The organism is Croceivirga radicis (genome assembly GCF_002072105.2).
GTDB lineage: Bacteria > Bacteroidota > Bacteroidia > Flavobacteriales > Flavobacteriaceae > Croceivirga > Croceivirga radicis.
The window spans coordinates 26,310-49,542 of the sequence record NZ_MTBC01000004.1 but is presented as its reverse complement, the minus strand read 5'-3'; the positions used below and the strand labels follow the sequence as shown (position 1 = coordinate 49,542).

Here is a 23,233-nt window from a genome sequence, read left to right as displayed (position 1 = left end):
TCCTCATGAGTAGTGGTTCCATAGAAATATTGATACAGTACATGAACATGGTGTTTCTCACCTTTTCCGTAGTACTGTTCAGTTTATTTACCATAATGGGCTATTTATCTGCAAGGAACTCATTGCATTACCGTAAAAAAAATAGTTTTAATGATCTTTCTAAAATAATGGCTTCACCTTTGGCGCCGTCAATAACCATTATTGCGCCCGCCTATAATGAAGGTATGACCATTGTGGAAAACGTACGTTCCCTGTTAAGTTTAAAATACGTTAACTATGAAGTTATGGTAGTTAACGATGGTAGCAAAGATGACACACTAGAGAAACTTATTGCTGCTTTTCATCTGGAAAAAATAGAAAAGCAGATTGATCCCAATTGGCGATCTAAACCCATTCGCGGTATTTATAAATCTACACAAAAGTCTTTTGGTAAGTTAACCGTAATAGACAAGGAAAATGGTGGTAAGAGCGATGCTTTAAATACAGGTATGTATTTATCGGAAAACAGATATGTAGGTTGTATAGACGTAGATTGCCTTTTATTACCAGACGCATTACTGCACATTGTAAAATCGTTTTCTCAGCGTAGTAAAAAGAAGGTGATTGCCGTAGGTGGGGTAATACGCGTGGCTAATTCCTGTACTATTTCTGGAGGTACCTTGGAACAAATTAATTTGCCTACCAACTGGTTGGCCCGTTTTCAATTGTTAGAATACACGCGTTCTTTCCTTTTAGGTAGAATGGCTTGGGGTAGAATAGATAGTTTATTGATTATTTCTGGGGCTTTTGGGTTCTTTGATCGCGAAGTTGCCATAGCTGCCGGCGGTTATGACACCAATACCGTTGGGGAAGATATGGAAATTGTTTTTAGAATGCGTAGATATATGCATGACCAAAAGATTCCATATACCATAGAGTATATTCCAGATCCGTTGTGTTGGACAGAGGTACCAGAAAGTCTGGAGGTCTTGGTTAAACAACGAGATAGATGGTCTAGAGGTAATTTAGAAACACTTAAAAAACACAAAGAGATGTTTTTTAATCCCAAATACGGAACATTGGGTTTATTAAGTTATCCGTATTGGTTTTTTTATGAGTGGTTGTCTCCAATCTTAGAATTCTTTGGGTTCTTTTCCATTATCATATTCTACTTCATGGGCATATTAAACTGGGAGTTTTTTGTTGCCATTACAGCCGCAATATATGCCTTTAGTATTATGTTCTCTTTTTATGCCATTTTATGGGATGTTTACTCTTATAACCAATACAACAAGACCAAGGACATACTAATTCTTATGTTCTGTGCAATTATAGAACCGGTAGCTTTTCATCCTATAGTGGTTTGGTCTGCCATAAAGGGAAATTATAAAAAATTGTTCAACATACAGTCGGGTTGGGGCGCCATGACCCGTAAAGGATTTAGTAAAGCAGCCTAATGCAAGTTAAAGCCAACATAAAAAAAATTCGCACCCTAAAAGATTACACCCGGTTGTATCTTGGTTTTGCTATTTCCCTTATTGTTTTAGGGATCTATCAGCAAATTCAATTGTATGACCAAGGAGTTATTGCTACAGTATTTAATCGTGCATTTTACATTTTATTTGTAAACCAGCTTGGTTTTGCTTCCATAGTTGCTTTTATATTTTTATTTGCCTTTCGCTTTTTTGAAAAACGTAAGCCTGGTTTAGGATACCGATTAAGTATGGTTTTCTATGGTATTCTGCTTTTTTTGGAGGCTATTTTGGTACTCTATTTTGTAAAAAACTACTCGCTTTTAAGTTACGATGCCTTAAACGAAGGTTTTAACCTTACGCTTACTCTTAATAATATTTTCCACTTTCTAGTATTAATGGTTATCCTTGTTGGTTCGTATGTCCTTAGTTATAAATTTGCTTCTAGGCTCAACGCAATTTTAGGTCATCTATATCCGTATATTTTCTTTTTATTGGTTTTTATAATAGGTAGTCTATTTGTTGAAAAAAATTATATAAACGAGAATAAAACCCAATACCTGTTCGCTAATAAAATAAAGGAGGTCTTAGATTTAAATACCTATAAAGGAGAAAAGGAATTTCCTTTGCTAAAGCCAAGCTTGCAAAACCATGAGCTGTCCCAGTTTATCAAACAAAACAATAAGCCGCCTAATATATTTATCATAATATTAGACGGAATACCAAAATCTTTAACGGATGCTACAGACCCAATGGCAGTCTTTATGCCTAATCTGGTAGAAATGACAAAGGTCTCCGTTCAATGGCAGAATTTTTATAGCAACGGAACAGAAATAAATGATGCCGTAACCAACATTACCGGTTCGTTGCCTTATGGTTATAATGGCTTCTCGATGCTACCGCAGACCATAAATAGAAACACCCTTTATGGTTTCTTGAAAAAGAATGGTTACCGAAGCTATTTTCATTATGGTGGTAATTTAGGAATTAGCGGTCTAGATACCTACTTAAAGCAAGAACGTGTGGATGTGGTCTTGGATAAAAGTAAATTTGGACCTAATTATAAATTACAGTTGGCGGATAGGGCAGGAGTAAGTTTAGGCTATCCAGATGGTGAATTGTATAGAAAGTGGGCTTCTTCTTACCAAATACCTAATACTCCCAAAATAGAATTACTCGTAAATCTAAGTAGTCAAAAACCCTTTAATTTTCCAGACAAAGAAAAGTTTATCGCTCAAGTAGAAAAAATTTCATTAAACCCTAATTTTTCTAGGCAAGTTCAAAAGCAAATCCAAAAAAACAAAGCATATTTTGCTTCTTTACCGTACGTGGACCAACAACTGCAGAAGTTTATTAATCTTCATAAAGAAACCAATGAACATCAGAATACTTTATTTGTAGTTACCAGTACGGCAAATAAATATCTACCTTCAGAAAATGCAATAGAAAGGCATCATGTTCCATTCTTTCTCTATGGTCCGCTAATTAAAAATCCGCAAGTGATTACTACGGTGGCCTCCCACCAAGATGTGGCCCCAAGCCTCTTAGGTTATTTAGAAGAAAACTATAATATAAAGACAGCGCCACAGGTTACTTGGTTAGGTAGTGGTTTGTTAAAAGATAAAAAGGATTTTGCGTTGCATAATAAGAAAGGCTATTTAGAGGATTTCTACAGTAACGGTTATTTTTTACTAGATGATCAACTGGTTAAGGTGGAATCAAAAGGAGAATTACAACCAATAGAAAATACAACGGAAGCACAGCGAGTAAAGTCAAGGTTTAAAGCGTACAAAGCAGTATCCAAATATGTTACTACGCATGATAAGTTATTACCTAAAGAATTAGCCATTTTCCCGGCAGATAACAAAGTATTTAGTGATGCTGACCTGGTCTACATTAACAGTGTGTTTTCAGGTCTTGATTATGATAAAGGATACCAAACAGCCAAAGAGCTGGCCCATTCTGGCAACCTAGAAGGTGCCTTATTATTGGCAAATTACATATTGCATAAAGTTCCTGGGCATGTAGATGCTAAAATATTAAAAGGTAGAATATTCTCTTGGTCTAAACGTTATTATGACAGTATAGAGTTGTTAGAACAGGTGGTAGAATTGTACCCGCAATATGAAGATGGTTACGCTGCGCTTTTAGACGTATACTACTGGTCTGGAAACAATCATAGAGCTGCTTTTTTAGCTGATAAACTAAAAGAAAATAGGGTTGGTTCAGATGATTTGGATTTCAAGTTAAAAAGATGTAACCAACAAATTAAAGCTTTAAGCTCCTTGTAATTGAATGAAATTTTACTACCTACATATTAGTTTGTTATTCTTCTTCTTTACCATAATTGGTAAATCTTTGGCGCAGACAACTATGGATGCCGATGCCAATTTTATCACCGCCAGAGACTTAGCTTTTAGTGGTGAGAAAGTTGCTGCTAGAAAACAATTAAATGCACTATTGAAACATTACCCAGAATACTCAGATGCTTCTGTTTTGTTGGCAAAATTAGATAGTTGGGACGGCAATTATGACAATGCACGCAGGCAACTAAATAAGATAACTTCAAACAAGCGTAACCATAGGGAGGCTTGGATGGCAGCTATACGTAATGAGAAGTATGCTCAGAACAATCAAATAGCATTAGGTTTAACCCAAAAGGCTATATCGTACTTAGGTACAGATGAGGAATTAGAAACGTTAAGAGAGGAGTTAATCACCACCCTTACCACAACGCCGGAAATACAAGAAACCCTTAAAAAAGAAAATCAGGAATTAAATAGAAGAAATACAATTGGTGTTTTTACAGGCGCTGAGGCTTTTGATATGGTTTATGATCCAATTTATAGGGGAGAATTAAATTATCAGCACCGTTCCAAAATTGGTACGGTAATTCCACAAATTCAATTTTCTCAAAGATTAGATACCATAGGGGCACAATATGGTTTAGAGTATTACCCTAAGATAAATAAATCATGGCATGGTTACTTGGGCTACTTTTATTCAAAAGCAACCATTTTTCCAAACCATACGGCAGGAGCAGAAATTTATAAGGAACTTCCTAAAGGCTTTGAAGCTTCTATTGGCGGAAGGTATATTCAATTTGGAGCTGGAGGTTCCGTAATAATTGGCACGGGTTCTTTTGGATGGTATAAAGGTAATTCTTATTTCTCTGCTAGGCCATATGTAGCCATCAAAGATGATGGAGGTATTGGTGTTTCGGGCACCTTATTGGCTAGACGCTATTTCAGGGATGGGGATACTTATTTTGGTGCAAGGTTAACTTACGGATTTGATTCGCAATTGAACCAATTCATAGCCAATGATAGGTTACTGTCAGAAACTATACTGTATTTGGAAAGTCAACGTGTAGATTTAGAATATCAATTTGCCAACAAAAATAACTCTAACGTGTATACCGTAAATGCAGGTGTACGTAGGCAGGAGTTGGCTTTTGACTCTGGAAACTATTTCTGGGGATTTAATGTGGGTTTGCGTTACCAAATTCGATTCAAGTAGGGTAACGGTTCGATAGACTACTTAATATTGTCTGGTCCTAACCAACTACGCTTGATAATTACCATAATTCTAACTCATTCCGATACTTTTATAACCGCTATGTACTTTCTACTAAGTAACAGCAACTACTGCAATAAAGTCGTTTAAAAGAACCTTTTAAAAATACTTTTAACTAAACTTTCACAACAAAATTAAAAGCATACACCACAAATTGTTGAAGAGCTGACCAGATTGAAATAAGTTAGTATCAGTTAATAACCCAAATTAAATTAACTTAATCACTACCACTATGTTATACGATACCTACGGTGAAGAGTACTTAGCTTTCTTGCAAGAATTGAATGAAATTTTAAGTGTAAACCAATTAGTAGAATTAGATTACCTATAGTCAAAACCAAATCAAAAATCTTAGTCATGAAAAACTACAAAAACGAAAATAGTGCTTACACCAATTTTATTCAGAACCTGAATGAAATTTTAAATCATTTTGAAATTAATCAACTAAATTGTTCTTAGTTTAAGTGTGTGTTAATAGAAAAGGGAGCTTTGAATAAAAGCTCCCTTTTTTATTTAGCCTAAATAGGTTTTTAGTATTTTGCTCTTAGAGCTATGTCTTAGCTTTCTAATGGCTTTTTCCCGTATCTGGCGTACGCGTTCACGTGTCAAATCAAACGTAGAGCCTATCTCTTCAAGCGTCATGCTTGGGTTTTCACCAATTCCGTAATATAGGCGTACCACGTCAGCCTCTCTAGGCGAAAGGGTTTCCAATGCTCGATTTATCTCTGTGTATAAAGACTCGTGCAACAAAGATTTATCTGGTTTTGGAGATTCTCCCGAGCGCATAACATCATATAGATTAGACGTCTCTCCCTCTTTTAAGGGTGCATCCATAGATACATGTCTACCTGTATTCTTTAAAGATTGTTTTACCTCAGAAACGGTCATATCTAATTCCTTGGCAATTTCTTCGGGAGATGGTGGTCTTTCATGCGCTTGCTCTAAATAAGAAAACGTCTTTTTAATCTTATTTATAGATCCAATCTTATTTAAAGGTAAACGCACAACTCTAGACTGTTCTGCCAGCGCCTGTAAGATAGATTGTCTGATCCACCAAACTGCATAAGAAATAAACTTAAAACCTCGGGTCTCATCAAATCGTTTAGCCGCTTTAACCAGACCAACATTTCCTTCATTTATTAAATCTGGTAGTTTTAAACCTTGATTTTGGTATTGTTTGGCCACAGAAACTACAAACCTCAAATTGGCATTGGTTAACTTTTCCAAAGCAACTTGATCACCGGCTTTAATTCGCTGTGCTAATTCTACTTCTTCTTGGGCAGTTATTAAATCAATTTTACTTATATCTTGTAGGTATTTATCTAAGGATTTGGATTCACGGTTAGTTACCTGCTTAATGATTTTTAATTGCCTCATTCTCTATATAATTCAGATTTGTATATAAGTACTCATTATAGGCTTTTTAGCCCGTTTTTCCAAATGGCAAATGGTAATGTTTTCCAAAATTTACCAAGAGTGCTAAATCATGGGTTTTCAGACAGATATCAATTTTTACCAAGGAAAGCGGTTGTTTTTCTTTTTACCGGGGCAAAAATCTGCTAATTTTGTAGGGTTTTTTAAAAATCGCCTAAACCATAAATAGATTTTGGAGTTACAAAAAGAAGTTGCCAAAAAGAACTTATACGATTACCAATTGGCCGATCTTAAAAAGATTTTTGCCGAGTTGGATAAAATGCCAGAAGGAAGCAACATGCTTTACCAATTACCAACTGGTGGTGGTAAAACCGTTGTATTTTCTGAAATTACCAGAAGATACATAGAACAGACCGGAAAAAAGGTAGTTGTACTTACCCATAGAATAGAATTGAGCGGGCAAACCTCTAAAATGCTTAAGGGCTTTGGGGTTAGCAACAAGATTATTAATAGCGAGGTTAAAGAATTAACGGACCAAGACAAATACAAATGTTTTGTGGCCATGGTAGAAACCTTGAACAATAGGCTACAGGAAGATAAAATTAAGTTAGAGAACGTTGGTCTTGTAATTATTGATGAAGCCCACTACAATAGTTTTAGAAAGCTTTTTAAATTCTTTGAAAAAGCAAATATCTTAGGTGTTACCGCAACGCCACTAAGTAGCAACATTAAATTACCTATGAAAGACAACTATAAAAAGTTGATTGTAGGTAAGAGTATCAAATCTTTAATAGAGGATGGTTTTTTGGCCAAAGCTAACCTGTATAATTATGACGTAAGCCTTAGGACCTTGAAACTAGGTATGAACGGAGACTACACCGTTAAATCTTCTGAGGAATTCTATGGTAACCATAGCATGCTTGGTAAATTACTTGCTGCTTATGAGGAAATAGGGAAGGGAACCAAAACACTTATTTTCAACAACGGTATCAATACCTCTTATTATGTTTATGAAACCTTTAAAAAAGCAGGTTATAATGTAAGGCATTTAGATAACCGTAACACGGCCACAGAGCGTAAAGAAATATTAGAATGGTTTCATAAAACACCAGACGCTATTTTGTCCTCCGTAAGTATCCTAACCACAGGTTTTGACGAACCTTCTGTAGAAACCATTATTTTAAATCGTGCAACCCGATCATTGACTTTATATTTTCAAATGATTGGTAGGGGATCTAGAACGTATAAGAACAAAGAATCATTCAACGTGGTGGATTTGGGTAACAATATAGCTCGTTTTGGCCCCTGGGACGAACCTATAGATTGGCAAGAAATCTTTCACTTTCCAGATTTTTATTTAGAAAATATCAAGAACGATGAAGATATTGAACGGGAATTTGTTTATCAAATGCCAGATGAATTAAGAGCCAAGTTCAAGAATTCTGAAAATATTAAGTTTGATATTAAAGCGGAATACAAAAAAGTTTTTGCCGAAGGCCTAAAATCTAAAATAGTCCTAGAACGTAGTATTGAACAACACGCTCAGATCTGCGTAGAAAATTCTGAAGATGTGTTTGATGCTCGCATTTTGGCCAAAGAGTTAAAAGATGAGATTCAATTTCGAGTGCGCCAATATTCCTACTGCATCATGAACAATACCAAGAATTATAAAGAGTGGTTAGAAGAAGACTACGAGCGTAAATTGCGTTCTAGTATTTCTAAGAAGTTTGCGCAACGTATGTAATGGATAAAATATTGATTGTAGGATATGTTTGGCCAGAACCCGATACCACAGCGGCTGGTGAGCGTATGATGCAACTATTGGAGTTGTTTTTAACCCACAATTTTGAAGTACATTTTGCCACCACCGCTGCCAAAACCGAATACTCTGCCAACTTAGAAGCACTTGGTGTGCATTACCAAGCAATTGCATTAAACAGTGATACATTTGATAGTTATTTACAGCAGCTAAATCCTCATGTAGTTGTTTTTGACCGTTATATGTTGGAAGAACAATTTGGTTGGCGAGTACGGGAACAGTGCCCAGATGCCTTGCGGATTCTAAATACGGAAGATTTACATTCTTTGCGTGAAGCACGGCAAATAGCGCATAAAAAGAAGAATCCATTTAAATTACAAGATTGGTACACCCATCCAAAAACGCAACGAGAAATTGGTAGTATTTATCGCTGTGATTTAACCCTGCTTGTCTCAGAGTACGAAATGCAGCTTTTACAGCAAGAGATAGGTATACAACCAGACTATCTTCTGCATTTGCCCTTTTTATTAAATCCACGGACGCAAGAAAAACCAGTTTATGATAGGCGTAAAGATTTAATCACCTTTGGTAATGGAAAACATGCACCAAATGTAGATAGCATTACCTATTTAAAACATGAGATTTGGCCTCTGTTACGCCAAAAATTACCCAAAGACACAAAATTGCACGTGTACGGGGCATACTTACCGCAACAGGTGAAAGAATGGCATAATCCAAAAGAAGGTTTTATGGTACATGGTTGGGTAAAAGATTTAAAAGACAAAGTACAACAGGCACGTTTGGTATTGGCACCATTGCGGTTTGGAGCGGGAATTAAGGGTAAATTAAGTTTAGGAATGGAATGCGGAACGCCTAGCGTTACCACGAAGATAGGAATAGAAGGTATGGGTGACCCTAATAATTGGCCGGGGGTTGTAGCAAATACTCTAAAAGAATTTGTTGATGAAACCATACGCTTTTATCAAGATGAAAAGCTCTGGAAAGAAGCGCAAGAAAAAGGATTTCAGTTTTTAAAAAATCATTTTGATAAAGCTTTACAATCACAAAAGTTCCTAAACACTCTCCATAATATTCAAGAGAATATCGTCTCGCATCGTGCTAAAAATATAATAGGGAATCTTTTGCATTCCAATAGCTTAAATGCAACTAAATATATGGGAAAGTGGATTACGGAAAAAAATAAAGGAAACCATTAGAGCTTTCTGCTTTCTTTACTGAAGACACAGTTTAAATCCTAGTTTATATAATTGTTCTTTGAATGCATCTAAAAATTAGAGGCAAAAGCACGGTAACGTAAACCCGCTACAAACACTACACCACCTATGGCATTACCCAGTAGGGCTAGACCTTGAAAACCCAGGTAATCGCTTATAGAAACCTTTTGCGTAAAAATAAGTCCTGCAAATACCTCAATATTTCCTACAATGCTATGGTGAAAACCAGCAAAACCTACTGTAAAGGTTATTAAATAGATAATAACAATTCGACTAATGGTATCTCTAGAAGAACTTAAAAGCCAAGATAATACGGCCATAAGCCATCCCGCGAAAATAGCACTACCTAAGGTCAATAGCGGTCCCGATTTTGAAACGTGATGTGCAATTTCTTCTATGCTTTCTATGGTTATAATCTCTAAAGATAGCCCAGTATGGCCGCCTAGAAAGGCAAAAATATATCCACCTAATAAATTCCCAAGAATAACAATACCCCATAATTGTAATAGTTCTTTTACGGAACGTCTTTTGTGTAAAACAGGAAGGGTAAGCAACGAAGTTTGTTCGGTAAACAATATAGATTTTCCAAGAACTACAATTATAAATCCCACAGGATAGGCAAACGCCAAAAGAGGAAACAGAAGGTCTTCTGAGACTTTACCTTTTAACAAATGGTGTAAAATGGCCAAGAGTAAAAAACTAAACCCGATTTCTAATCCGGCGATTAAGGCACTAATAAAAACATTGGTCTTTTTATTTTTATAGGTCTCCAAGCCTTCGCAAAGTTGGTCTACCAAGATAGCTTCTTCAGTTTTTACCTGCTCTTGGTTCGCATTTTCATGCACCTCCTCAATTTTTTTATCCAGTTCTTCTTTTTCTGCCATAGCCACGCAAATTACTAGATTTAAATATCTTGGATTAACTGAATTGGTGTTTTTAGGTGCTTTTACCCATACTGTTTAGTATAATTTATGCAGTATTAAGAGCTTGGTTTATGAACAAAACAATTTCTCCATCACTACAAACGCTATACCACCTTTTCTATAGGTTTTATTGGTTCTTTGCAGACCAAAACGCTCGTAGTACTTAGCCTTTTCAACGCGTGCATTGCACCAAATACGAGAAACGGAACCATTAGAGTACCTCTTAAATACTTCGGTTAACAATTGGGTGCCGTATCCTTTTCCTTGGGCTTCGGTTAGTGTGGCGAACTTTCTAAATTGCACCCCCTCTTGGGTTTGGAACAAAGAAATGATGCTGGTTAAGTGTTCTCCTACAAATAACCCCAAATGCGAACCTTCTGCGTCTTTTTCTAGTTTTATAAATTCTATGGACTGGTTGGGCCACATTACGCTATGCCTTATAGGCCATGTTTTGGTGTAATGGATAGGTTTAATATGGATTTCAGTTTTCACTGGGTTAAAGATACTGGCTTTCTGTTATTTTTTATTTCCATATTAAGGAAATTTTGTATATTGTTTCCGTTTATAAGAAATATTACTTATAATTTCCAATAATAGGAAAATATGGCAGAGCAGTATTACATAATTATGGCAGATGTTATCGATAGCCGCTCCATTACTAAAGATAAAGGTTTTATGGAGGCGTTTAAATCGCTCATAAAACAGGCCAATTCTACTTTTTCGGATGCTATTTTATCGCCCTTGACCATAACGCTAGGAGACGAGTTTCAAGGAGTGGTAGCTAATAAAAATACATTATTTGCTCTTCTATTTTATTTAGACGAACAATTGTTGGCATTGGGCTATCCTTTTAAATTACGCTATGCACTGGTCTATGGTGAAATAGAAACACCTATAAACCCTAAAATAGCTCATGAGATGTATGGTAGTGGTTTAACGCGGGCCAGAGAAGGTTTAGAATCGCTCAAAGACATGGAACCCCATTATTATGTACAATTGCAATCGTATACAGACATGCAACTACAACTGAGTTTATATTTGTACCAGAATATAAAAACAGGGTGGAAAAGCAGTGAATCTAAAATTATTTCCGCATTTTTAACCCATAAGGATTATAAAAAATTACAAGAAATAGGATTGTACAAAACACGTTCTGGAGCTTGGAAAAAGTACAATTCTTTACAAATTGAGGCCTACGAAACGGTAAAAAAATTGATTTTAAATATCATAGCAAATGAGCGAACTTAAATTTCACATCTTATACTATGTAATTATAGAAGTCTTTTTGCTCATTATCTTCTATGCGGTATCTAAATGGTTAGACCCTAAGAACAGCAGAAAAAGTATAGGGCAAAAAAGTACCTCTTGGCTCAAAGGCTTTTTAGAGCGTGTATTTTTAACTTTTTTATTGCTAACTGGTTTTCAAGGTTCTGCCTTGATTCTTTTTGGTGCTATTAAATTAGGGACCCGTTTGGACAGTGATAAAGAGGCCAAAGTAAATAATGATTATTTTATAGTAGGAAATTTTATCTCTATTGCAGCTGCGGTATTGGCATTCCTACTTTTTAAACCTTTTATAAAAATTAATTTATAACAATGGATAATACACCCAATTGGCAAACGGCCATAGAATTTGAAGACATTACCTATAAAAAGTGCGATGGTGTGGCACGTATTGCCTTTAATAGACCTAATGTACGTAACGCATTTAGACCAAAAACCACGGCGGAATTGTATAAGGCATTTTATGACGCACAAGAAGACACTTCTATTGGCGTAGTTTTACTCTCTGGCGAAGGACCATCTACCAAAGATGGTAAATGGGCATTTTGTAGCGGTGGCGACCAAAAGGCTAGGGGACATAAAGGCTATGTAGGTGAAGATGGTTACCACAGGTTAAACATACTAGAGGTACAACGTTTAATACGCTTTATGCCTAAAGTAGTTATAGCCGTTGTACCTGGTTGGGCCGTTGGCGGTGGCCACAGTCTGCACGTTGTGTGCGATATGACGCTAGCAAGTAAGGAACACGCTATTTTTAAGCAGACAGATGCCGATGTAACAAGCTTTGATGGCGGATATGGCTCTGCCTATTTGGCCAAAATGGTGGGCCAAAAGAAGGCGCGTGAAATTTTCTTTTTAGGTAGAAATTACTCGGCGCAAGAAGCCTACGAAATGGGAATGGTAAATGCAGTAATACCCCATGATGAACTAGAAGCAACTGCTTATCAATGGGCACAAGAAGTATTGGCTAAATCGCCTACATCTATAAAAATGTTGAAGTTTGCCATGAACTTAACGGATGATGGCATGGTTGGCCAGCAAGTATTTGCAGGAGAAGCTACCCGTTTGGCCTATATGACGGAAGAAGCCAAAGAGGGAAGAAATGCTTTCTTAGAAAAACGTAAGCCTAACTTTGGTGAAAATAAATGGATTCCCTAATACAACAAAAAAAGGAAACCCGTTCCTTAATAAAGTTTGGAACGGGTTTTATTTAATTTTTTTTGATTGCCTTCTAATTCTTTTTCAGCCTTAGCTAGTTGGTATTCTAGCTTTTCTTTTTTTACAGGTTCCAATTCTTCTGCCATTTTTAATTTATTTCTCAACTTGGCAATGCGTCTTTCATTAGAACGTACCTTTTTTTGAGCTTTTAAAAGCTTTTTCTCTGCACTTTGTTGTTTTTTAAGGGCTTTTTCCGCCTGTTTGGCAGCTTTTTGTTCCGCCTTTATCGCCTTTTCGCGCTCTTTGATTATGTTTTCAGACGTTTCTATGGTTACCTGGTCCGTAACTACAGGTGAAGTAGTGGTTTGTGCAGTAACCTGCATAAACCCCATGAATCCTATTGCTAATAAAAGTATATTCCTTATCATCTATAAAAGTGTTATCGTTATACACAATTAAGACACAAAAAGGGAAGAGAAGTCACATAGTAATATTGGGAGTAGGTTAAAATTGAAAAGAGCCTTGTCAGATGACGAAGGCCCTTTTACGAGAACACTATATGAAAATGAAAATTTTGTTTTTCTTATTTAATACGTTGTAAATGTAGTAGGCAAGGAAGCTAATCTGAAATTATTGTTGTAAAGTGCCTTTAAATTGTGGTGAAGTTCAAAAATTCTGTTTGTAGCCTCTTAAGAACCCATTTAAATTGAAAAGAGCCTTGTCAGATGACGAAGGCCCTTTTACGAGAACACTATATGAAAATGAAAAAATTTACTTCTTTGTTTATTACGTTGTAAATGTATATTGCTTGTTCTCATAAAAGAAAATATTGTTGTGTAAGCCCTGTAAACTGTGGTATGTTTATGAAATACTGTTATATGCTTATTCTACCACTGCGGCAGCCACCATACTTAGAAAAGCATTGGCATCATAATCTGGCCTTTCGGCCAAACCGGTTCTAACGATTACCAAATTTTTAGATGGAATAATGTATACATGTTGCCCTTGGTAACCATTCATCGAATATAAATCTTTTGGAACATCTGGGTAATCTCCTTTGCTATTTAGCCAAAATTGACCACCATAAGTACCATTGGAATTTGCCGTTGGTCTGGTTATGTACGTTATCCAATTTTTATCAAAGAGTTCTTCTCCATTCCAAACTCCGTTATCTAAATACAATTGCCCAACACGTGCCCAATCTCTTGTACTGGCCCAGCCATAAGAGGAACCTACAAAATTACCAGCCAAATCGGTTTCAATTAAAAAACTATGTGCACCAATTTTATCTAAAAATTCCGCGTAAGGAAAATCCAAATAATCTTGGTAATTTCTAAACTGTTGCCGTAAAATACCAGATAATAAATTGGTAGTCCCAGAAGAATAGTTCCAAATTTCGCCTGGCTTTGCAATAGCTTCTTTATTTTTTTGTGCAATTGTCATATCATTATCTAGAAACAACATTTGGGTAACATCAGATATTTTGGTGTAATCTTCCTCCCAGGCCAAACCGCTTTGCATTCGTAATAAGTGGTTTAAGGTTATGTTTTTTCGGGTGTCATCTTTCCATTCCGTAATTGGTGCTGGCCAATTCACTTCAATCTTACCTTGGTGCTCTAGAATACCAAAACAGGTGGCAAGCAAACTTTTGGTCATAGACCAACCTAAAATAGGGGTGTTCGCATTAAAACCATCTGCATAACGTTCTGCGATCAAATGTCCTTTGTACAATACTAATGCCGTTCTTGTTTTTTGAATTTCCGGGTCTGAAAAGACCTGTGCCATGGCCATACTCAGTTGGTCGTAATCTATTTCCTTAAATGTGCTATCCTTGGGTGGTAAATGACCATATGGATAAGCAATAGAATCAAAATGCTGGTTTCTGTTTGGTCTTATATATGTTTTGGAAGATTTAAAATCATCAGGTACTAGTGCTCCGCCTAAACCAGTTCTAAATATGGCCTTCCGGTTCTGTAAGCCATATACATTTGCCGTCGCTTCTTTTTTAGAATGATTGTAGTTGACATCTGCTAATTTTATTAAAGGTGCGTCTAGATCAATAGCTTTTACACTATCTGGCACATGGTTGGCAATCAATACACTAGATACCATATACTTAGCAGCATAGCCAGAAATCATAGTTAGTTTTTTATGGTTTACATAGAAGACTATACCTATAAATACCAGTAGTAAAAGGGCAATTCTTTTAAACCATTTCATAAACTTGATTTTTAATGTACACTAAATATACCATTTATAAGCAAGGTAGAAGAATGCAATTACAAAAGGGTTGTGCATTGTTTTTTGGTTCTGGTTCAAGAATAGTTTACTTTAGAATTATGCATAGAGTTTGGGTAATATTGTTTGGTTTTTTACTAATGGGTTGTGCAACGGGCGCCAAGATTATTGATAAGCCAATAGATTTTGATAAAAGCCGTATAGCTTTGACACAGTCTTATTTAAAACAGCATTATGGGTTAGAACAAGAGCATATTACCATAATACCAAAAATGATTGTAGTACATTGGACGGCCATACCTACTTTAGAAGGTTCTTTTAACGCTTTTAAAACCAACACACTACCTAGCTCTAGAGATGATATTACCAGTGCAGGAAATTTAAATGTGTCTAGTCAGTTTTTAATAGACCAAGATGGTACAATCTATCGTTTAATGCCAGAAACATATATGGCAAGGCATGTAATTGGTTTAAACCATTGTGCCATTGGTATTGAAAATGTAGGAGGTACCAAAAACAAACCCTTGACCAAGAAACAATTAAAAGCGAATATTGATTTAATTACCTATTTAAAAAATAAATATCCATTAGATTATCTTATTGGACATTATGAATATACTTTTTTTGAAGGTCATCCACTTTGGTTAGAGGTAGACCAGGATTACCGTACCATTAAAACAGACCCAGGAAAAGATTTTATGACTAATTTACGCAGGGCTACAAAGGCCTTAAATTTTAAACCATTACCTAAATGATTAAACCAAAGAGTAATATCTTTTATGCTTTCTTAATTTGTTTGCTGTGGCAGTCTAATTTTTATGCTCAAGATTTAACTGAAAGTTTATACGGTACTTATAATGATTACAAGGAAAAGTCACTAGATAAAAGAAGAATAAAGCACCATCAATTACAACCGTTGATCAACAACTTAAAAACGAATTCTAGGTACACAGTTAAAAAGGTTGGAGAATCCATAGAGGGGAGAGATTTACGTTTAATAAGTATTGGAGAAGGTCCGGTTAATGTTTTTCTTTGGAGTCAAATGCATGGAGATGAGCCAACGGCTACCCAAGCCATTTTTGATATTTTTAATTTCTTGAATGGAGATGCCTTTAAGGCAGAAAAGAAAGCCATTCTTAGTAAACTAACCTTGCATTTTTTACCTATGCTCAACCCAGACGGGGCAGAGGTATTTACACGAAGGAATGCGCTAGGTATTGATATAAACAGGGATGCCTTGAGGCTACAGTCTCCAGAAGGTCAAGTTTTAAAGCGAATTCGAGATAGCGTAAATGCAGATTTTGGATTTAATTTACATGACCAGAGCCGGTATTATAACGCAGAACGCACCAATAAACCAGCTACCATCTCTTATTTGGCAACCGCATACAATTATGAAAAAGATATCAATGATGTACGGGCAAATGCCATGAAAGTTATTGTATATATGAACAATATAATTCAAAAATATGCACCCGGTCAAGTAGGTAGATATGGAGATGATTTTGAACCCCGTGCGTTTGGAGACAACATAGCCAAATGGGGAACAAGTTTAATTCTGATTGAATCTGGTGGTTATGGTGGGGACCGGGAAAAGCAAGAAATACGTAAGCTCAATTATGTTTCCATTTTATCTGCTTTATATACCATTGCCAATGAAAGTTATAAGGATATATCCGTAGAAGCTTATGAAGAAATACCCAGAAATGATCGTAAGATGTTCGATTTAAAAATAGAAAATGCCACCTATATTTTAAATGAGAAAGAGTATACTATAGATTTAGGTATTTACAGAAATGAAATAGACGATGTTTACCACAATAATTTTTATTACAAGAGTAGTATCATAGATCAAGGCGATTTATCTACTTTTTACGGTTATGAAACTTTTGACGCTACCGGATATACCATTGTACCTCCAAAAATAGCATCCGCCGAGGTACAGCCTAGTGGTAAAGAATTCTTTGTGCTAAACGCGAAAGATTTGTTGAAAACAGGTAATGCTTATGTTAGGGCAACTAGCATTCCAAAAGAATTAACCTTTTCTAAGTCTCCAATTAACTTGGTTTCTAAAAATTATAGGTTATCGGATTTTAGGTTGCAACCTGGGGTTAATCCTACTTTCTTTTTGGCAAAAAATGACAAAATTACCCACGCAGTTATTAACGGATTTCTTATTGATTTAAGTAAATCTATGGAATCACAAAATACTGGAAACGGTATCCTTATAAAATAGAATTGAAAAATCTAATACAAAAAAGAGGGCTATTTAGCCCTCTTTTTTATTGAATTGGTGTTACTTCAAATTTTCTAAATTCTACTGGACCATGGTCGCCCTGAATCATAAAAGCTCCGGGCTCACCCTCTTTACTATCTAAGGCGCCACCAGTAATACCAGGAATAGTTTGGTCTGTTATAATTTGTTTACCGTTTGCTATGATAGTAATACGGTTTCCTATTAACGTAATTTCATATCGTTGCCATTCATTTGCTTTTTTGGCCGCATTCTCATTGGGTTCTAAAAACCCATAAATACCGCCAAAATAAATATCACTAGGTTTAAGACCAAAGTTATCCGCAATTTGTACCTCATATCGGCCACGTAAATAAATACCGCTATTGCTTTCTGCTGGATATTTAAACTCAATTACGGCCTTAAAATCATCAAACTTTTGGTCACTTATTAAGTTAGCACCACTTTTAGGGCTTTTTAGAATTCCATTTTCAACAATCCATTGGTTTTGGTCTCGGTCTGCATGCCAGCCGTCTAAATTTTTACCATTGAATAGTTTTATGGTTTTTCCTATTCTAGGTGTAGTATTATACGGTAAAGTAGGTGCCGGTACACCAGTAAAGTTTACTTTGTCGCCATTGGTATAAGTCATAACACCAACTAATGCACCATTTTTTAAATTACCCTTAAAATGCATGTCTTGTCCTTTGGGTTCCCACTGCCTAGGAATACTAAATTCAAAACTGGTACCATCTAGTTTAACTTCAGAAATAGGCCTTGCGCTGCCAAAAGCAAAAACGAACCGTCCAACAAATGTTTCGTGTCCAGAATGTCTTATCTCTAGCCAGGAAGGTTGTGTTTTTCCTTCAAAATCCATTTCTAAATCCCATCTACCCTCTAGTGGGTTTTCTTGCGCAGATGCAATTTGGGTTGATAGTATTACCAGAAGTAAGGTCAAAATTTTGTTGGTCATGGTCTATATCTTTTAACCCGAAAGATAACCAAAATAAAAAAGGAAGGTATTACCCTTCCTTTTTCGAAAATATTTATGTGATGTTTTCCTATTCTAGCTCTCAGAATCTAACAGCGCGAAGAATTTATCCAAATCTGGAATAATTACAATACGTGTTCTTCTATTTTTTGCCATGCTGTCCTTATCCGTGTTTTCTACCAATGGTTGGTACTCACTTCTACCGGCAGCTATTAACTGGGTTGGGTCTACGTTATATTTTTCTTGTAACGTACGTACAACAGAAGTAGCACGTTTTACACTTAAATCCCAGTTGTCTTCTACCACAGCCGTGTTAATAGATCTAGAATCTGTATGGCCTTCTACCATTACTTCCATGCTTGGTTCAGAATTTATTACTTCTGCAAGTTTACCTAAAACGGCGTTAGCCTTATCATTTATACGATAACTACCTGTTCTAAAAAGTAGATTATCAGAAATATTGATCATAACAACAGTTTTATCTACAAAAACGTCTATATCATCATTTTCATCAGAAATTGAATTCTTAAGATTATAGGATATAGCTAAGTTTACAGAATCTTCCATAGTTTTGGCTTGTGCTAGTTTAGCAGGATCAACCTTAGCTAAAGTAGCTTCCATCTTAGCTTTATTACTATTGCTCATTACCGTGTTCCCTTTAATTTGGAACTGGCTATCGTTTACCTCTTTTAAAGAGTTGATTTTGGCATTATATTCTGCTACACGAGCTTCTATTTTGGAAAGTTTAGAGGCTAATTCCTCTTTCTCTACCTGTGTCTTGGTTAGTTGACTTTGAGTCTGTGCTAAATTTTCTTCTAAGGCTACATACTTCTTTTTAGATACACAGCCCGTAAGCACTACAGAAGCCACAAGACCGGTAAACAATACTTTTTTCATTTTGAAAATTTTAAGTGTTCATTAATCGTTTTCAATGGTATGTACGGATTTAATACCGTTTTGGATTATATAAAAAAAAGCCCGTCTGTAATTAGACGGGCTTTTAATGCTCTATTAGAGCGGATTATCATTTAAAAATTTATTCGCATCCACCGGTAAATCCATTGGCGCTAAATTCTGTTTGTACGGCTCCTTGCAATGAACCATCAATTACCCGAATTACTAAATTACTAGTGCCACTACCATCTCTTTTTGGCGTACAATATTCAAACAAATAGAAACTATTGGCCTGTTCTGAGACTCTAGCAGAAATTTGATTAAAAGTGGCTTCAAGTTCAGATGCGTTAGCGGCGACAACACTTGCTGTTTTACCTATACTTTGCAGCACTTGTGTGTCTATTTCTGCACCTAGACCAATACTAAAAAAGGAAATATTGGGGTTGGCATCTTCAACTTTCTTAATGGCATCTGCCTCTTTATACCTAGAAGCTTGGTCGGTACCATCTGTGAACAATACCACAGAGGCTGCTCCAATTACACTACTACTGGTATTTTGCTTTAAAACGTTTTCCGCAATGTTGGTAGATTTTAATACGGCCCCATACAAATCGGTTGAAGGGTCGTTACTAATATCTGCCGTTATACCTTCAATGGCAGTGGTTAATTCCGTTGCAGATGATGTAAGTTCATTCAAAAGATGTAATTCATCTTCACCATCAAACCAATAAATAGCCATTTTAAAAGAATCTGTTGGAGTAGCCGGCATTACATTATTCACAAATGAAGTAGATGCGGATTTTAGTTCTTCTAAACTACCTTGTAACACGGAATTACTTAAATCTAAAACCAATATGGTGTTATTGCTAAATATCTGGGTGTTTGGAGAAATACGAGCAAAAGATTCACTAGAAGAAATAGTATTAAAGCAATCATCGTTTCTACCTTGTTCGTAAATGGTAAACTTATTGGCAGTTAAACCAGGAACGGGGTTGCCATCTGTATCACTAACTTTAAATAGAATGGAAACTTTACCTGGTAGGGTGGTGTATTTTTCCTGTATATTCAATATTAAATCGTTCTCGCCAAAGTTCAAGCAATCGTCAACTTCTTCTCCTTTTCCTAATTCGTTCTGGTTTAGGTTAAAATTGACATCGTCATCTGCATTGCCACAAGCTACAGCTAGTGCTAGCATAAATAGGCAGGAAATTTGCCTAAAGAAGTTTTTCATTTTTTTCATATTTCGGTTCAGGTACTACAACGCAATAATCGTGCAGAAATTTTTCTGCCCTATCATTTTACACCGCTAAATAAAAGTTAAATTAAATATGTAGCGGGTTAAAAATGCACCAAGCTCATTAGAAATTGATAACTTACTTTTGAAAAAAAATAAGGTTATGCCAACGTATCAAATCAACGTAAACGGAAAACAAGAATCCGTGGAAGTAGCATCAGACACACCGGTATTATGGGTTTTAAGAGACCATTTAAATTTGGTAGGTACTAAATTTGGTTGTGGAATTGGTCAATGTGGGGCCTGCACCATTCATGTAGACGGTATTGCCATGCGTAGTTGTGGGTTAACCTTAGAAATGATATCAGGAAAAGCAATACGCACCATAGAGGGTTTGTCTGAATATGGGGAGCACCCGGTACAACAGGCATGGAAAGAAATTGATGTGCCGCAATGCGGTTATTGCCAAGCTGGACAAATAATGACGGCATCCGCGTTTTTAGAACAAAATCCTACACCTTCAACGGAAGAGATTAAAAATGCCATGCATGGTAATATTTGCCGTTGCGGTACTTACAATAGAATTTACAAAGCGGTAGAAAAAGCCGCTAAAGACATGAATTAATCAGAAATAACCCATAAAATGGCAACATCAAAAAAACAGAATTTTAGCAGAAGAGCCTTTATGCGTACTTCTGGTTTGGCCGGTGGCGGTCTTTTAATTGGATTCAATCTTTTCCATGCATGTAAAGAAAAATCCAATTTTGTACCACCGGCGGACTTATCTAAACTTGATTATCAAGACTTTAATGCTTATATAAAGATTGCAGAAGATGGTACGGTAACTATTTTTGCACCAAATCCAGAGATTGGCCAAGGCGTTAAAACAGCCATGCCCATGCTCATAGCGGAAGAACTAGACGTAAGTTGGGACAAGGTTTATGTACAACAAGCCAAACTAGACACGGTAAATTACCAACGGCAGGTAGCTGGGGGTAGTCAATCCTTACGTCATGGTTGGGAACCTTTAAGAAGAACAGGGGCTACCGCTAAACAAATGTTGGTAAATGCGGCCGCCGCACAATGGAATATAGATTCTGCCGACTGTACGGCCAAAGAGGGTGTTATTACCAATAACAAGACAAAGGAAACCCTAGGTTATGGAGATGTGGTTAATGCAGCAGCACAACTGCCAATACCAGAAGAGGTAACTTTAAAAAAGCCTAAAGATTTTACCATAATAGGTACAGATACTCCTAATGTAGATATAGATGAAATAATTACCGGAAAGCCTTTGTTTGGTGTGGATTATAAACCTGAAGGCACTTTGTTTGCCGCTATGGCAAGGCCACCTGCTTTTGGTATGGCACTGGAAGACTATAATGCCACATCCGTAAAGAAAATGGACGGAGTGGTAGATGTTTTTACCATTGGTGAAAAAGCGCGTAAACTAATTGCGGCACAACCTAACATAGCAGAAATACTTTCAACATCAGACAAGGTGGTTATTCTTGCCAAAAGTACTTGGCAGGCATTTAAGGCAAAAAAAGCATTGGAAACCAAATGGAAAGAGGTAACCCCATTAGAAGATACCAAAGAACATGATGATGCCATGTTGGCCCTGTTAGATGGCAAGGAGTTTACGACCATGCGCGAAGACGGAGACGTAGAAAAAGCATTTGCAGAAGCAGACCAAATAATAGAACGTACCTATGAAGCGCCCTTTTTGCCGCACAATTGTATGGAACCTATGAATTTTTATGCCCATGTAACGGATGAACGTGTACATTTAGTTGGGCCCATACAAACCCCTGCATGGAAAGCGGGTGCTGTTGCAGCAATGTTAGACCGAAAACCAGAAGACGTTACCTTAGAAATGACCCGAATGGGAGGTGGATTTGGTAGAAGGTTGTATGGTGATTTTGTTTTAGAAGCAGCGGAAATAGCCGATAGGGTAAGAAAGCCAGTAAAGGTGGTTTATTCTAGAGAAGATGATATGAACGATGGTATCTACCGGATGGCCACTAAGTATAGAATAAAGGCAGGAATTAAAGAAGGTAAAATTACCGCCTACCATTTAAAAGAAGCGGCCATTAATTCTAATATGTACGGATTAATACCTAATTTTTTCCCCGCCGGAGCCATTGAAAATTACAAAGTGGATGTAGCCAGTCATAAAAGTAATATTACCACTGGGGCATGGCGTGCACCCTACACAAATTTTTTGGCCTATGCGGAACAAAGCTTTTTTGATGAACTGGCGGAAAGTATGAACGTAGACCGCGTACAGTTACGCCTAGATTTACTTAAAAAGGTAAACCCAGAAGCAGATGAACGTATCCAGTATTCGCCCGAACGAATGATTAAGGTAATTGAAACAGCCGTGGAAAAATCTGGTTGGGGCAGAAAAGATAATGTTTATCAAGGGTTTGTAAATTATTATTGTCATAATACACATGTTGCAGAAGTAGCAGATGTTGTTATAGAAGATGGTATTCCTGTAATTAAAAAAGTTACCTGTGTGGTAGATTGTGGTATAGTGGTTAACCCATTGGGCGCATTAAACCAAATAGAAGGAGGTATCGTAGATGGGGTGGGGCATGCCCTTTATGGTGATTTTAGCTTTAAAGATGGCAAACCTAGCGCTTCCAATTTCGATACATATCGTTTAATACGAATGAAAGAAGCACCTATTGTGGAAACACATTTAATTCAAAATGAGATTGCACCTACTGGTCTAGGTGAACCAACCTTACCACCAGCGGGCGGTGCCATAGCAAATGCCTTAAAAGCGGCAACGGGCAATCGATTTTACCAACAACCGTTCACCAAATTTCCAGAATTGTTTCAACCAAAAGAAAAAGAAATAATAGGATAATTAAT

The 23,233-nt window shown here is 36.5% G+C and carries 20 protein-coding genes; 12 read left to right on the top strand and 8 right to left on the bottom strand.

Annotation, left to right across the window (positions count from 1 at the left end):
• The first annotated feature begins 5 nt into the window (after positions 1-5).
• Genes BUL40_RS07185 through BUL40_RS07175 form a run of 3 tightly spaced genes read left to right on the top strand, consistent with a single transcriptional unit; the run spans position 6 to position 4,970 of the window.
• Entirely contained in the window at positions 6-1,436 is a 1,431-nt protein-coding gene (locus BUL40_RS07185; RefSeq protein WP_080318681.1) for a glycosyltransferase family 2 protein, read from the top strand.
• On the top strand, positions 1,436-3,742 hold the full coding sequence (locus BUL40_RS07180) for a sulfatase-like hydrolase/transferase (protein ID WP_080318680.1): 2,307 nt from the start codon (positions 1,436-1,438) through the stop codon (positions 3,740-3,742). Before BUL40_RS07185 ends, BUL40_RS07180 begins: the two co-directional genes overlap by 1 nt.
• Positions 3,743-3,746: 4 nt before the next feature.
• A complete protein-coding gene (locus tag BUL40_RS07175; RefSeq protein ID WP_080318679.1) occupies positions 3,747-4,970 on the top strand; it encodes a YaiO family outer membrane beta-barrel protein in 1,224 nt (407 codons plus the stop codon).
• A gap of 570 nt (positions 4,971-5,540) precedes the next feature.
• On the opposite strand, the gene BUL40_RS07170 is transcribed toward BUL40_RS07175, so the two are convergent.
• Positions 5,541-6,404 (bottom strand): sigma-70 family RNA polymerase sigma factor, encoded by an 864-nt coding sequence (locus BUL40_RS07170; protein WP_010518862.1) that lies wholly within the window; start codon positions 6,402-6,404, stop codon positions 5,541-5,543.
• Positions 6,405-6,633: 229 nt separating this feature from the next.
• Here BUL40_RS07170 and BUL40_RS07165 point away from each other — a divergent pair, with 229 nt between their 5' ends.
• Positions 6,634-8,145, top strand: coding sequence for a DEAD/DEAH box helicase (locus tag BUL40_RS07165; RefSeq protein ID WP_080318678.1), 1,512 nt, complete (start codon positions 6,634-6,636; stop codon positions 8,143-8,145).
• Positions 8,145-9,377 carry a glycosyltransferase gene (locus tag BUL40_RS07160; RefSeq protein ID WP_080318677.1) on the top strand — a complete coding sequence of 411 codons (1,233 nt, stop codon included), beginning with the start codon at positions 8,145-8,147 and terminating at the stop codon, positions 9,375-9,377. The genes BUL40_RS07165 and BUL40_RS07160 overlap by 1 nt, the downstream gene beginning before the upstream one ends.
• Before the next feature lie 68 nt (positions 9,378-9,445).
• Here BUL40_RS07160 and BUL40_RS07155 read toward each other — a convergent pair whose 3' ends face one another.
• A complete protein-coding gene (locus BUL40_RS07155; protein ID WP_080318676.1) occupies positions 9,446-10,279 on the bottom strand; it encodes a formate/nitrite transporter family protein in 834 nt (277 codons plus the stop codon).
• Positions 10,280-10,387: 108 nt separating this feature from the next.
• Entirely contained in the window at positions 10,388-10,810 is a 423-nt protein-coding gene (locus BUL40_RS07150; RefSeq protein WP_244901837.1) for a GNAT family N-acetyltransferase, read from the bottom strand.
• Positions 10,811-10,921: 111 nt separating this feature from the next.
• Between BUL40_RS07150 and BUL40_RS07145 the strand changes: the two genes are divergently transcribed.
• The 3 genes from BUL40_RS07145 to BUL40_RS07135 are packed head-to-tail and all read left to right on the top strand — an operon-like array spanning position 10,922 to position 12,760.
• Positions 10,922-11,566 carry a SatD family protein gene (locus BUL40_RS07145; RefSeq protein WP_080318675.1) on the top strand — a complete coding sequence of 215 codons (645 nt, stop codon included), beginning with the start codon at positions 10,922-10,924 and terminating at the stop codon, positions 11,564-11,566.
• On the top strand, positions 11,553-11,912 hold the full coding sequence (locus BUL40_RS07140) for a hypothetical protein (protein ID WP_010518855.1): 360 nt from the start codon (positions 11,553-11,555) through the stop codon (positions 11,910-11,912). The genes BUL40_RS07145 and BUL40_RS07140 overlap by 14 nt, the downstream gene beginning before the upstream one ends.
• Before the next feature lie 2 nt (positions 11,913-11,914).
• Entirely contained in the window at positions 11,915-12,760 is an 846-nt protein-coding gene (locus BUL40_RS07135) for a 1,4-dihydroxy-2-naphthoyl-CoA synthase (protein ID WP_010518854.1), read from the top strand.
• Positions 12,761-12,786: 26 nt separating this feature from the next.
• Here BUL40_RS07135 and BUL40_RS07130 read toward each other — a convergent pair whose 3' ends face one another.
• Both BUL40_RS07130 and BUL40_RS07125 read right to left on the bottom strand, forming a co-directional pair.
• Positions 12,787-13,188 carry a hypothetical protein gene (locus BUL40_RS07130; RefSeq protein WP_141239646.1) on the bottom strand — a complete coding sequence of 134 codons (402 nt, stop codon included), beginning with the start codon at positions 13,186-13,188 and terminating at the stop codon, positions 12,787-12,789.
• A gap of 454 nt (positions 13,189-13,642) precedes the next feature.
• Positions 13,643-14,980, bottom strand: a complete 1,338-nt coding sequence (locus BUL40_RS07125; protein WP_080318673.1) for a serine hydrolase domain-containing protein — start codon at positions 14,978-14,980, stop codon at positions 13,643-13,645.
• A 14-nt stretch (positions 14,981-14,994) separates the two neighbouring features.
• Between BUL40_RS07125 and BUL40_RS07120 the strand changes: the two genes are divergently transcribed.
• Both BUL40_RS07120 and BUL40_RS07115 read left to right on the top strand, forming a co-directional pair.
• Positions 14,995-15,753, top strand: coding sequence for a peptidoglycan recognition protein family protein (locus BUL40_RS07120; RefSeq protein WP_080318672.1), 759 nt, complete (start codon positions 14,995-14,997; stop codon positions 15,751-15,753).
• Positions 15,750-17,234, top strand: coding sequence for a M14 family zinc carboxypeptidase (locus tag BUL40_RS07115; protein ID WP_080318671.1), 1,485 nt, complete (start codon positions 15,750-15,752; stop codon positions 17,232-17,234). Before BUL40_RS07120 ends, BUL40_RS07115 begins: the two co-directional genes overlap by 4 nt.
• Positions 17,235-17,280: 46 nt before the next feature.
• On the opposite strand, the gene BUL40_RS07110 is transcribed toward BUL40_RS07115, so the two are convergent.
• The 3 genes from BUL40_RS07110 to BUL40_RS07100 all read right to left on the bottom strand — a co-directional run bounded on the left by BUL40_RS07110 (position 17,281) and on the right by BUL40_RS07100 (position 20,347).
• Positions 17,281-18,204 (bottom strand): 3-keto-disaccharide hydrolase, encoded by a 924-nt coding sequence (locus BUL40_RS07110; RefSeq protein ID WP_080318670.1) that lies wholly within the window; start codon positions 18,202-18,204, stop codon positions 17,281-17,283.
• Positions 18,205-18,297: 93 nt separating this feature from the next.
• Complete coding sequence (locus BUL40_RS07105) at positions 18,298-19,119, bottom strand: OmpA family protein (RefSeq protein ID WP_080318669.1); 822 nt, start codon at positions 19,117-19,119, stop codon at positions 18,298-18,300.
• Positions 19,120-19,258: 139 nt separating this feature from the next.
• A complete protein-coding gene (locus BUL40_RS07100; protein WP_176465459.1) occupies positions 19,259-20,347 on the bottom strand; it encodes a vWA domain-containing protein in 1,089 nt (362 codons plus the stop codon).
• A 166-nt stretch (positions 20,348-20,513) separates the two neighbouring features.
• On the opposite strand from BUL40_RS07100, the gene BUL40_RS07095 reads away from it, so the two are divergent.
• Both BUL40_RS07095 and BUL40_RS07090 read left to right on the top strand, forming a co-directional pair.
• Positions 20,514-20,975 carry a (2Fe-2S)-binding protein gene (locus BUL40_RS07095; protein ID WP_080318667.1) on the top strand — a complete coding sequence of 154 codons (462 nt, stop codon included), beginning with the start codon at positions 20,514-20,516 and terminating at the stop codon, positions 20,973-20,975.
• An 18-nt stretch (positions 20,976-20,993) separates the two neighbouring features.
• Positions 20,994-23,228 (top strand): xanthine dehydrogenase family protein molybdopterin-binding subunit, encoded by a 2,235-nt coding sequence (locus tag BUL40_RS07090; RefSeq protein ID WP_080318666.1) that lies wholly within the window; start codon positions 20,994-20,996, stop codon positions 23,226-23,228.
• The last annotated feature ends 5 nt before the right edge of the window (positions 23,229-23,233 follow it).